The organism is Spirosoma aureum (assembly GCF_011604685.1).
In the GTDB taxonomy this organism is placed as follows: Bacteria; Bacteroidota; Bacteroidia; order Cytophagales; family Spirosomataceae; genus Spirosoma; species Spirosoma aureum.
Map to the genome: position 1 here is coordinate 3,599,757 of NZ_CP050063.1, position 13,186 is coordinate 3,612,942.

The 13,186-nt window shown below is 47.2% G+C and carries 8 protein-coding genes; 6 read left to right on the forward strand and 2 right to left on the reverse strand.

What is annotated here, in order from left to right:
- Positions 1-124 precede the first annotated feature (124 nt).
- Together G8759_RS14030 and G8759_RS14035 are read right to left on the reverse strand one after the other, a co-directional pair.
- Positions 125-769: a response regulator gene (locus tag G8759_RS14030; RefSeq protein ID WP_167208945.1), complete on the reverse strand. Its 645-nt coding sequence runs from the start codon at positions 767-769 to the stop codon at positions 125-127.
- Positions 744-3,830, reverse strand: a complete 3,087-nt coding sequence (locus G8759_RS14035; RefSeq protein WP_167208947.1) for a sensor histidine kinase — start codon at positions 3,828-3,830, stop codon at positions 744-746. Before G8759_RS14035 ends, G8759_RS14030 begins: the two co-directional genes overlap by 26 nt.
- 274 nt (positions 3,831-4,104) lie before the next feature.
- Here G8759_RS14035 and G8759_RS14040 point away from each other — a divergent pair, with 274 nt between their 5' ends.
- The 6 genes from G8759_RS14040 (at position 4,105) to G8759_RS14065 (ending at position 13,086) form a co-directional block, all read left to right on the forward strand.
- A complete protein-coding gene (locus tag G8759_RS14040; protein ID WP_167208949.1) occupies positions 4,105-4,863 on the forward strand; it encodes an HpcH/HpaI aldolase family protein in 759 nt (252 codons plus the stop codon).
- A 78-nt stretch (positions 4,864-4,941) separates the two neighbouring features.
- Positions 4,942-7,038 carry a hydantoinase/oxoprolinase family protein gene (locus tag G8759_RS14045; protein WP_167208951.1) on the forward strand — a complete coding sequence of 699 codons (2,097 nt, stop codon included), beginning with the start codon at positions 4,942-4,944 and terminating at the stop codon, positions 7,036-7,038.
- An 85-nt stretch (positions 7,039-7,123) separates the two neighbouring features.
- Positions 7,124-8,806, forward strand: a complete 1,683-nt coding sequence (locus tag G8759_RS14050) for a hydantoinase B/oxoprolinase family protein (RefSeq protein WP_167208953.1) — start codon at positions 7,124-7,126, stop codon at positions 8,804-8,806.
- Positions 8,807-8,902: 96 nt separating this feature from the next.
- Positions 8,903-10,099: a class I SAM-dependent methyltransferase gene (locus G8759_RS14055; RefSeq protein WP_167208955.1), complete on the forward strand. Its 1,197-nt coding sequence runs from the start codon at positions 8,903-8,905 to the stop codon at positions 10,097-10,099.
- 68 nt (positions 10,100-10,167) lie between these two features.
- Positions 10,168-10,527, forward strand: coding sequence for a hypothetical protein (locus tag G8759_RS14060; protein WP_167208957.1), 360 nt, complete (start codon positions 10,168-10,170; stop codon positions 10,525-10,527).
- 567 nt (positions 10,528-11,094) lie between these two features.
- A complete protein-coding gene (locus G8759_RS14065; RefSeq protein ID WP_167218954.1) occupies positions 11,095-13,086 on the forward strand; it encodes a hypothetical protein in 1,992 nt (663 codons plus the stop codon).
- The last annotated feature ends 100 nt before the right edge of the window (positions 13,087-13,186 follow it).

A 13,186-nucleotide genomic window follows, 5' to 3' on the forward strand; every position in this document is an offset into this window, starting at 1 on the left:
GTATGAGCGAGACGACCGTTGCGTCAGGTGGTCACCAACAATGTGGATAGAATTTAAGCAAAACTACGTAAGGTGGGTTGGGTGGTCAATACCCGGATTCGGGTATATTTATAGACTGGGTAGACTATAGTCCTGTTTCAACCGCGAATCGTACTAAATCGGCTATCGTGTTGATGCCAAGTTTAGCATGAATGTTCTTCCGATGGGTATCAACGGTGTGCTGGCTGAGGTGGATTTTATCCGCTATCTGAGGGCTGCTCAATCCTGCTTTTATATACCTGATAATTTCAACTTCACGAGGGGATAGTTTATATTTTTTTAGAAAAACGTCATCAGCGTGGTTGCTAAATTGTTTCTCATCAGCAAGTTTAGGATCGAAATACATTAATCCCTGTGACACCGACCTGATAGCCGTTAGCAACTCATCTTTGCTGGATGTTTTTAACATATACCCTGATGCTCCGGCTTTTCGAAAATCTTCAATATACCGATTCTCACCATACATACTCACGATCAAAATTCGTTGAGCACCCAGTTCAACTGTCAATCGTCGCGTGAGTTCAAGGCCGTCAATTTCGGGCATATTAAAATCGATAATCAGAACATCAGGCTGAAGTTTGACTACCTGTTCTGTGGCTTCGCGGCTGTGATACACCTGGCCTACAATATGTAGGTCAGGAACATCGGTAAGCATCAGGCTCAGTCCATCGTTGAACAAACGATGGTCATCAATAATTAAAATACTAATGATGTGGTCCGACTGCGTCATAAGGAATGTCGAGCATGACGGTATAACTCTGAGCGTTGCTATCCGTAGTTAATACGGCATGCAGGTATTCTGCCCGATAAGTTATGTTTTTTTGCCCAATTCCTGTACTCACTTGATCAGAAAAAACTACGTTCAATTGTTTATTATCCAATGGGGTTTCTACAAGTAGACTTAATTGGCGGGTATGATAGCCTAATTGCACGATTGCTAATCCAGCCCCACCGTGCTTAAGCGCATTTTGAACCAGTTCGGCAATGATTCGGTAGGCAACCAATTCGCGCTCGGGTTTTAAGCGACGAACATCGCCAAAGAGAATAAACTCGAAATCGGTTTTAGAGGAGCGATTGGCCCGATCGACAAGTTGCGATACAACATCGGGTAAGGCATATTTCTCGAACTCGATAGGCATCAGATCATGGGTAATAGTCCGGAGGTCGTTGCTGGCTTTGTCAAGCAGACCGTATGCTCGTGCCACTTCGGGCATTTCAGTGGCTACCGTAAGTCGTTCCTGGGCTATTCCTAATATACCTTTAATTGCGGCTAGTGTATTCCCCACGTCATCGTGCAGGTCTCGGGCAATACGCCGACGTTCTTCCTCCTGAGTCGCCAGTGTATTGGTGAGTAACCGCCGTTGTCTGGCGAGTTTCTGCCGGTTATAACTAATTATCAAAAAGGCAATGAACGATGCAATCAGTAATAAACTCAAGAGCCAGAACCACCATTGTTGCCAGAAGGGTGGCTGAATCGTAATCTGTAATTTCGTAATAGGAGTTAGTTGGCCGCGAGCATCCATCGCCCGAACATGAAACACATAATTGCCGGGTGAAAGCTCGGCGTAGCGAACCTGATTGGCGTTGGGAAGCGGAACCCAGTCCCGGTCAATACCCGACAAATGATAGAAAAACTGATTTTTGCCCCGACTGAAATAATCTAAAGCTGCGAGGCCAATCGAAAATGTGTTTTGCTGGTGGGTTAAATTTACAGTGCCCGTTTCACCAACGAATCCATCGGACTTAAAAGGCTGGTCATTAACCTGAAAGCTTACAATCCGCACCGGCACTTTGGCTTTATAAATCTCTAACTGATCAGGGGTAAAGTGATCCAGCCCATGTACGCCACCAAAATAGAAAGTCCCCTCTGTGCTGATCATGGCCGCATGACTATTATATTCCCGACCTTTAGTGGACACAACCGAACTGGCCATCCCTTCATCGGGAAAAAACTTGGCCAGTCCATTGTTCGTACTTAACCAGAAACGTCCTTTTCGGTCTGGTAGCAAACAGTAGATGACATCGTCGGGTAATCCTTCCCGAACGGTATACGTATGAATTGCTTTCCGGGTGGCTGGGTCGAAACGAACCAGGCCGCGATCAGTGCCAAGCCATAAACAATGGCGGGTTGAATCCGGGTAAATCGCCATGATGTTGTGGCCAGGCAGAGTTACATAGACCTGAGCAAACTGGCCCTGTTGATATCGGTAAACAATAAGATCCTGATCGCGCCGACCCGTATATAGCAGGTTCGTTACCGGATCAAAATATAAGGAGCCGAAGTAGGTGCCTTCAGGATCAATCCGGCTTATTGGTTTAAGATCAGGACTAAACAGGTATAAACCTCCATAAGTAGCCATGACGAAGTGACCATCGGGTAGTTCAAGAAGACCTCGGGCAAAGCGGCAGTCAGGATCATCACACAACGGATTCGGTACCTGAATAAATCGATCCAGTTTAGGATCATAGCGGAGGATTCCCTGTAAATTAACCACGAGAATTTGCCCTTTGCGTGTACGAATAATTTGCCGGACATTTCCCTCTGTTGTGACACCTTGTTCGGCGGTGTAGGCTTTCATCGAACCCGTCGCAGGAGTATAATAACGGATACCGCCATCGGTCGTTCCTATCCAGATACCCCCACGCTCATCTTCGCACAGACCTCTGATGGGGTGATTGTTGAGATCGGTAATGTCGGCAGGATTATCGGGTAATGTTTCGATCGTGTAGGCATTCGGGAAAATTACGTCAACGCCAAACGGATCGCCGTTTGTCCAGACCAACCCCAAATCATCGACATAAACATCGGCAATCTGGTTGGTTAATAATGAATTAGCCTTTGTTGCGCCCGGTGTTATTTCACGCAATAAGGACATCTTATCCGGATCATAAAGCCAAACGCCTGACCCTTCGGCTCCTATCCACCAGCGTCCCTGCGCATCTTCGTCCATACTAACCAGGCGATATTGAGAAATACCTGACCGTAGTGGATGGTGACGAATCAGTTTCGTCAGGCTGGCGTCGAACTCAAAAATGCCCTGTGGTCCTGCCAGGCAGTAATGGCCGTAATGAGGCCCTCGGACATGGCAATAATGGATGGACTGAAATAATCGTTCCGGGCGGGGCTCGCCAGCCGCTACGGTACGTATGGGTTGGTCGGTTGGCTGACCTGTCAGAAATGTAGTGAGTTGGTGCGTTTGGTAGTTATAACGGGCAAATCCCATTGGCAGCAGGTAGATAAGTGACTGATGGTCAACCTGATGTTCGATCCACTCTGTAGTTGTACTGAATTTTGGTTTTACAGACGGATCAATGTTCGTTTTTCGCCCCGTTCGGTAATTCAGCTTCATAATGCCCTCTCGGTTGCTGGCATACCAAACCGTTGAATCATCGGCGAAAAAAGGCTCCTGAAGCGCTGGAAGCCGTTTCCCTTTCCGGTCCGTGGCGTATATTCGCCGGAAGGTATTGGTTCGGCGGACATACTGGTTCAGGCATTCTTCGGTTCCGACCCAAAGATCGCCGGAGGGAGTTTCTACAATACCTCGAACCTCTCCTTTTCCGATCGTTGTTGAATCCCGGTCGTTGAATCGATAGACGGTGAATTGTGTACCATCGAAGCGATTCAGGCCATTCTGGCTACTGATCCACACAAATCCGCGCGAATCTTTGCGAATATAGAAACACGATCCTTGTGATAAGCCGTCAATAGTGGTCAGATGGCGGATTGCAAACGGTTGTTGTGCCAGGCTGGGTTGTAATAGAGCAATAAGAATGAAGAATAGCCAGCGCATAAACAAGTGGAGAAAGGAGATCTAAATCTAAGCGAGAATAAGGAGTTGTGAAATACCCTGAACCCGGTATTTCGTTAAGAAGTATGCGTTATGATAAAGAATAGCTGTGCGATTGTCTAACCAGTGTAAAGCTTAGTCTATTCTATATATTCGGAATTGATTCGGTCGTATCTTGCTGCCCTAAACGGACTGATGGTAGTTGATCGGTCCGTTCTTCCTGTGACCCCAATGAAAATAAGCGGAACGGAACAGTGAAGTTCGTTTTGCAGACTTTATGAAGCAAAATATCGTTAAAACCCGGCTCAAAAATGGCCAGCCCGTATTGGGCGTTCTCTCGAATAGCACCGACCCTACCGTTGCCGAACTCTGCGGCTTTTCGGGTCTGGATTTTTATATGATCGATGGAGAGCATAGCCCTGTAACAACGGCACAGGTGCAGGACATTGTTCGGGCCTGTGAACTGAGCGGTATTACGCCTTTAGCCCGTGTGAGGAGCAATGATCCTAAACTGATTTTGCAGTTTCTGGATTCGGGTGTGATGGGTATCATGATGCCGGGCGTTAAAACAGTTGCAGAAGCTGAAGCATTAGTTCAGGCAGTCAAGTATCCACCGCTCGGTAAGCGTGGCTTTGGCCCGGCCCGATCGTCAGACTATTTGTTGGGGGCAATGAATCAGGGAGAATACGTGACTTTTTCGAATGAGCAAACACTCGTTTTGCCCCAGATTGAAGACCGCGAAGCCATTGATAATCTGGACGATCTGTTGACAGTTGAAGGCGTCGATGGATTTGTGATCGGGCCGCGCGATCTGGCGATGTCGATGGGGTATTTTGACGGACCCGGCCATGACGAAGTGAAGCGAACCATAGCGGGTGTTGTTGAGAAAATCCGTAAAGCGGGCTTGATCGCTGGCACGACCGCTGCTACCGGCGATCAGGCAAAAGCCCTGATTGACCGGGGTGTTTTGTTTTGTCTGAATTCGTTTGCCGGACTGCTGAAATCTGCCGCTGGCGAATTTATGAAAGGACGCTAACGAAGAAAAGAGGGTTTGCCGTAACACATCTACTGGAAACGGCAAACCACTTATTGAGACCTGCCTACTGCCTTTCGTATGTACAAACTTGGTATCGACATCGGCGGAACATTTACTGACCTGGTCCTTCTTAATGAAACGACCGGTGAACTTATTTTTAATAAAACACTGACTACCTACGATAATCCTACCAATGGTGTTATTGCTGGTGCAACAGATTTGCTGAGCCGGGCCGGGCTTCAATTTGCCGACATTGGTACGGTCATCCACGGAACCACACTGGTTACGAACGCTATCATCGAACGGAAAGGTGCGAAAACTGGTCTGATAACCACGCGCGGATTTGAAGACGTTCTCGAAATCGGGCGCGAATACCGCTATGATGTATACGACCTTCAGATTACAATGCCAGAGCCGCTGGTGCCGCGTACGTTGCGATTTGGGGTTTCGGAGCGGGTAGATTATCAGGGAAATGTGCTGACTCCCTTAATGGAAGACGATGTCGCTCACATTGTCGACGAACTTGTTAGGGGGGGAGTTCAGTCGATTGCGGTCTGTCTGCTCCAGTCGTTTACCAACCCTGTGCATGAACGGGCGCTGGGCGATTTCATCCGAAAGCACTATCCAGAGATTTATGTCAGTTTGTCGGTGGATATCATGCCCGAACTTCGCGAATACGAGCGTACATCCACAACGGCAATGAATGCGTACGTGCAGCCGTTGATTGATCAATATCTGGATGCGTTGAGGAGTCAGCTTACTGAAATTGGGTTTTCGGGTAACCTTCAGATCATGCTTTCGAACGGTCGGCTGACAACCGTTGAAGTAGCTCGGCAAAAGCCCATTCAACTGCTCGAGTCCGGCCCGGCCGGGGGAGCCATGGCGGGTGTGTTTTTTGGGAAACTTACGGGGCATACCGACATCGCTACCTTCGATATGGGAGGAACTACGGCGAAAACATCGTTGATTTTTAATCACCAGCCTGAACTGACAAACGAGTTTGAAGTAGCTCGTGTACGTCGATTCAAAAAAGGATCTGGATTGCCCGTCCGAATCCCATTGATTGATATGACTGAAATTGGCGCCGGGGGCAGTAGTATTGCTTACGTAGACAAACTTGGTCTGTTGAAAGTGGGCCCGGAAAGTGCGACGACCGAGTCGGGGCCAGCCTGCTATGGACGAGGAGGCACACAGCCAACCGTTACCGATTGCGACCTTTTGCTGGGTTATTTAAATGAAGATTATTTTCTTGGCGGCAGCATCCAGTTAGACAAGTCCGCAGCCCAGCGTGCTGTAGAAGAGCATATAGCCACACCACTTGGCATTAGTGTTCGGGAGGCAGCAATGGGTGTTCACCGAATTGTGAACGAGAACATGGCCAATGCGGCCCGCGTTCATATTCTGGAGAAAGGGCATGATCCCCGCAACTACAGTTTATTGGCCTTTGGTGGAGCTGGACCCGTTCATGCCTTCGATGTAGCACGGTTGCTGGGGTCGCCGGAGTTGATTATTCCGGTTGGGGCTGGCGTAACGTCGGCGCTTGGTTTTCTGGTATCACCAACTGCTTCCGAACGTGTTCGTAGTTACGTAAGTCCGATTGCCCGTCTCGATTGGGCACGGCTGAACGATCTGCTTGCCGAAATGGAAGAGGAGGGTTTTCATTTTCTGGAGCAAACAGGCCATAAATCAGCTGAAGCTACCGTCACCCGAATGGCCGATATGCGCTATATGGGGCAGGGACATGAGATTTCAGTTAAAGTTCCCAATGGAATACTTTCGACCCTGTCAATGGCAGAGCTTGAAGCCAATTTTAGCGAAGAGTATCAACTGCGGTTTGGCATCACAATCGACAATGCCGTTATTGAAGCGGTCACGTGGCGGGTTATGGTTAGTAGCCTTCCTGTATTCTTTAGCCCAAAGCGAGCAAACATCGAGCAAAAGCGAATTGAAGGCGGTAAAGATTTTTCGGGACTGAAAGGGTATCGACAGGTGTATTATAGCGGAGATACTGTTCCCTGTGCCTGTCCGGTTTATGACCGTTACCAGATTCGACCCAATGAATATTTATCCGGTCCGGCTATCATAGAAGAAGTAGAGTCGACAGTTGTTATCGGCAATCGAGCGTATGTGCGGATGGATGAACACCGAAATCTGATTATTAGTCTGAAGCGGTAAGCCACTATTGATCCACGGATTGTCGATGCTGGTGATGGGTACGGCGTGCTATTTTTTAGAATAGAGTCTTCTAATTATATCAGTAATGCGGCCAACAGATACAGTTAAAACTTACGATTCCGTTACACTCAGTATTCTATGGGCGCGGCTATTGGCTGTTGTCGATGAAGCGGGTATTACCTTGCAACGAACGGCCTTTTCGACGGGCACCCGCGAATCGAATGACTTTGCAATTGTGCTCATGGATACCGATGGGAATTCGGTGGCACAGTCAGCTACCAGTGTGCCTGCCTTTATGGGGGTGCTGCCGATGTTAACCCGAGCCATGTTGTCCGATTATTTTCCGGCCGATACCTGGCAGGCTGGTGATGTTGTTATAACGAATGATCCCTGGCTTTGTGCTGGCGCCAAAGCTGACGTGGGTTTAGTTACTCCTATTTTTCGGTCGCAAAGCGATTTCGGCGCTATGAAGTTGATCGGTTTCATTGGCTGTATTGCTCACTCTCCCGATATGGGTGGCATTCTTTGGGGAGCCGGTGCCCGTGATTTATATGAAGAGGGATTGTTAATTCCGCCGACCAAACTGTATGAGGCAGGAAAGCCAAATCAGTTATTATTCTCGCTTATTGAGGCTAATGTCCGGGCGGCCCAACAGACCATTGGCGACATTCGGGCGCAGGTTGCTGCGATCGAGCAGGGAATTCGCTCGCTTATGCGCATGATGGATGAGCATCAAATGGATGATCTGGAAGCCTTGGGTAACCAGGTGATTCGGGCATCGGAACAGGCTATGCGGGAGGCCATCAGAAAGGCTCCTGATGGAACGTATCATTATTTTTATCCGGCCGATGGTGATGGCCTCGACGAACCTGCCTATATCAATTGTACGGTCACTATTCAGAACGATGAGATATGCGTAGATTATGCTGGAACATCAAAAGCACACTCACTGGCGATAAATGCCGTCTTTAATTACGTATATGCTTATACTGCCTATCCGATTAAATGCGTATTCAGTCCGGATGTTCCATCTAACGAGGGCTCATTTCGAGCCATCAGGGTTTCGGCCCCAAAAGGCTCCTTGTTAAACGCCCAGCGACCGGTTCCTTTGGGTGGACGTTATGTGACGGGTAATCTGCTTCATGCTCCCTTATTCGGTGCTCTGGCGCAGGCCGTACCCACCCAGGTACAGGCAGATTGTGGTTCTGCCTGCTGGAGCATTGTTTTAAACGGCCAGAAAGAAACACTCGTAAAGACAAAAAAGGGGATTGAAAACCGGAAGACAGAATTCGTTGAATACTGTTTCCTGAATGGGGGCTATGGGGCTCGCCCAAACATGGATGGTATTAACACATTGAGTTTTCCGACCAATGTAGCCAATGTGCCAATTGAAGTGCTGGAACGAAATGCACCAGTACTGGTTACCGAAAAATCGTTACGGGCAGGAACTGGCGGGAATGGTCGGTTTAGGGGAGGCTTGGGGCAAACATTCAGCTTTCGCATGGTAGGTAATGAACCAATCACGATATCGATACTGACCGAAAAACTAAAAACACAGCCACATGGACTTTTGGGTGGCGATGCGGGAAAGGGTGGTGCTCTATATAGCACACCAGAGCGATTTTTACCACCCAAAGGCCTGGCCAAATTACGTTTTGGCGAGGAAGTAATCCTACAATTGCCTGGGTCGGGAGGGTATGGCCCGGCCACTGAACGTGAAGTGTCCGCTATCAAGCGAGATCGGGATTTAGGGTATATTATTGATTAAATAGAAGGAAATTTGTAGTTATTCAATGAAATAAAATAGTCTAAAACCTTTCAGGTAGCTGGCAGTTATCAGTACAAAGCAAAACTGAATAAACGAATGAATAGAACCGACGAAAAGGCGCAAGCTATGAACCTGCCGCCGGTCTATAATCATGTTGAAAAACACGGTGCTTTCCCGGAAATTTCTCACGATGAAAACGCCCGTTTCAATTTTCTGACCAATCTCAATCGACATCTTGACTCTGTTGTAAAACCAGGCAACAAAGTGGCTTTCGACAAACGCATAAAACCTTGGTTTCAGGAACGAACCGGCCATGATTTTCATACATCGGCAGAGGTAAAAGAGGCTATGCGGCAAGATACATACTATCAGATGTCGAGCGCATTACGCCGTGCTATGCTGGAAATGACTCAGCAGGCAAGTCGATCTATGGTGCTACGCCAAATAGATAGCCTTGCCGATAAAGCCAGCTTTTATAATAACCAGCGCCCCGAAACACTAACCCTGGATCCGGATCTGGAAATACCTCACTACCTGAAGATAGTAGATTATCACTGTTTGCCTGGAAGTTACTATACCGAATATATTGCAGACGATGTAGCCAATGCAGCTGCTGACGATGCCCGTTTTTTTGTAACAACAGCTGGCAAATTTGGTGAACTTTCTGACGGTAGCAGTAAAGCCCTGGTGAACTTTCTGACACACAATTATCCAAAATTCAACCCCCGGCGTATTCTGGACATTGGGTGTGGTGCAGGTCATAATTTGCTGGCTTTAGCGATGGGATATCCTGATGCTGAGGTAATTGGTATTGATGTCAGTGCGCCAATGCTTCGGTATGGACATGCACGTGCGGTTTCGTTGGGAGTCGAAAACGTTCGGTTTATACAAGCGAATGCCGAAACGATTCCGTTTGACAATGACTCTTTTGATTGGGTTCAGTCGACCATGTTTCTTCACGAAACTTCGACCAGGGCTATAAACAATATTGTCCGGGAAGTTTATCGTGTATTAGTTTCCGGGGGATTAATGCTTCACGTTGAGCATGCACAAAATACACCCGATATGTCTTTATTTGAACAGTTTATGCGTGACTGGGATACATTTAATAACAACGAACCATTCTACCGTGTTATGCATCAAATGGATAAAACGGAATGGATGAAGTCGGCCGGTTTCCAGTCTGATAACTTATTGCAATTTGGAATTCATATTGTCAATAATAATAACCACCGATTAACAGGAGATGGCTTTCAGACCCGGCAAAATGTATTTGGTGCCTGGAAAGAATAAATCCCATGAGTTGGTTTCGGTTTTTATTTTGAATGCATTTTTTAAAACAGAAATCATAAACTGTCATTATGATTAATGATATTCTTCTTTCGAATAATAAAGCGAAAGGCCATAGACCTTATTTTTTTAGTGATGAAACAATCGAACGAGTGCTAAATATTACGATGGCAGTAGCGGGAGAATTAGCCGTTACGCGCGAACGTTTAGATACCTTGGAACGATTGTTGCAACTGAAACAGGTAGTAACCGATGACGAAATAGAATGCTTTATTCCAAACCCCGAACAGGCACAAAAACGGCAGCGCTGGCATGCCGATTACATTGCCCGCATCCTTCGTATCGTACAACAAGAACTCGAAGCCATCCAACAACCGGATGAAAACAACCGAAATATGGAAGAAATCCTAGAAGAATTGGGAAGAAGCTAGGAAAATGAAAGTTATATGAAACCTTTTGTTGGGGATTTAGCAGTTAATACCTATAATTGACCGGTCAAACAATATCCGCTGTTATAAAAAAGAACAGCTATATTTCAACAAAGGATCATAGTTGAACTGGTTAACAGAAAAAGGCTGACCAGCTATGTCTTTTAGCAGACCACTCCACACTAATTTATAAATATTATTCCAACGGATAGTGCCTCTAGGGAATCTTAAAGCAATAGGCTGACTAGAAGACTTTTGGGTGATTGCAGCTTACCATTGGAACCAATTCTTTGTAAAAAAACAGTCTTGTAGAGCAAATTTGACCGTCTTTGTGCTAAAGTTATAATAGCTTTGTGTGGCAAAAGAAACATTAGTCCGTCTAATAGCCATTTAAAGAATTATAGCGTTTAAGCACTTAACTGAAAAGTAGCAAAAACTACTTGACAAGTGGTTTGACCGTTCCATAAGTTTCTTTAACGGCTTTTGGGAGAATTAAAGTTTAGTTTGAAACATTGCGTCAAAATTAATTACGTACCTATGCGAACATTTATCCAACGACACCCCCTGCGGATGCTGGCTGGACTCGTGTTGCTGAGTTTTGCTGCCCCTTTCGGCACACAGGCCCAACAGGCCGACACTGTTCGGACTAATACCCCGACAACAACTAATCAATCGTACCCGCGAGAGAATATCTATCGCCTGGGCAAAGGAGTTTATACCGACACTTTACGTCGGGATGAATTCAAGGCTCAGGCTAGCGATGTGGCTGAGCTGGATGATTGCGATACCACATTTCAAACCTTTGTTCTGGTACGCCGGCTATCACCCTGGCGTGTTGGGCTGTATGCAGGACCGAACTTCGCTTATTGCGGTACCTGGGAAAATACGTTTGGTCCAACTAAACGGGATAATACCTTATACAACGGTGCCGGTTTTAACATTACCGCCACTGTTCAGTATTTCTTTACCCCAGCTACCCGACGGCTTCGTTTTGCTTTAGGATCGGCTTTCGGTTATCAAAACTACATCACCCGAAACATCTATCGCGATTACCTATACGGATTAGCCGCTGCACAAGGCGTTAATCGGGATCAGGTGACAATCCGTCAGCGTGCTTCGGAGGATATGTTCCTGACCGTCGGACCAGCTATCACGTTTACTCTGGCCCGGAGCCGTAAGAATCCTGATGCTACCACATTCATTGAGGCAGGAGCTTATGGTGGATTGTTCCGTACGGAAGCAGCTACCATCTCGGCTTTCATTCCATCGCAGGGTGGTATTATCTCAAGTGGCCCACTTGTTGAAGGCGGTCGATTGATTCGTACAGTCAACCCAAGTTCAAACCTGTATCACTTAGGGGCAATTGGAAATCTGGCTATCTTCTTCCCGATTGGTCGCAATAACTGGAACATCGGTATTCAGGGACAAGGATTCATTACCAAACTGAACTACCTGATCGTTAACGGTCAGCAGGATGTTCTGTATGAATTCAAGCGTACACATGGTGGTTTCAGCGCTGGTTTAGCCGTACGTAAAGGCTTCGTTCAGAAAAAGCTGATTCCAAAAGCACCAACGGTTTGCCCAACCTGCGACTCGATTCCAGAACTTCGCGTGCGATTTAATGGTAATTCGCTTAAAGGTGTATCGCTCGCATTTGTTGACAGCACAAACGCACAGCAACTGCCGCCCGTTAACACTAGTGCAACCGCTCCTGTTATCAGCTGGCGCAGCACTACTCCCAATCCGAAGAACGAAACCTTCACTGCCCGGTTGTATTACCGTCCGGACTCTGTAGTTGCCGGTGCTTCTGATCAGGTCATTGCTCAACTGGAAAACACAACGGATACAACACTGACATTCCCGACTGCTTATTTCTCGAATGGTCAGGTAAATCCAGGTTTCTACTACGTAACAGTACATAACCGCCAGAATGCCAAGTGTGGTTCCTGTATGAGTGAAGTTGCTACAACGAGCTTCTCGGTTATCCGCCCAAAAATTCCACCTCGGCCTGAGTGCGAATACCGTCACCGTCTGGAGCGTCTGGAAGTATACTACCGTACTCCCTACACACGTGAAGTGGCTAATGTCTGCTACTGTAATGGAACAATCACATCAGTTGGCGATACAGTTACCCGCCTGCGCTACCGTGGTCTGAACCGTAAACTGGCAACCAGTGCGATCGAGTTTGATACCAACACGGTTATCCTGAACCTTCGCGATCTGCCAGGTGATTTAGCTCAACAGTTCCAGGCTGAGAAAGCTAAAATCGAAAGCGGCAACGCAATCCGTTACAAAGGCCGTCGGGTACGTCCGCAAGTGCAGTACTTCAAAGCTATATTCACCGTCACGAAACTGCCATGCAACGGTCAGCCTGAGCAGCCAGTGGGTAGCTTCAACACGACGATTAGCGACAACAGCTACTCGATCACAGACCTGAAGCCACTGACGGATGAGCAGAAAGCTAAATTACTGGCACCGCCTGCACCGGTTAAGAAAAAAGCAACGCGTCGTCGGGCTGGTAACAGCGGCCGTCGGTCAGACGCAATGTTCGGTGTCGAATAGGATACATAACAATAACAAAAAAGCCGGAAGCCAACGCTTCCGGCTTTTTTGTTTACGATGAAAAGAGAGGAAGCTCTATGAAGCACTTGCCAAGTACTAA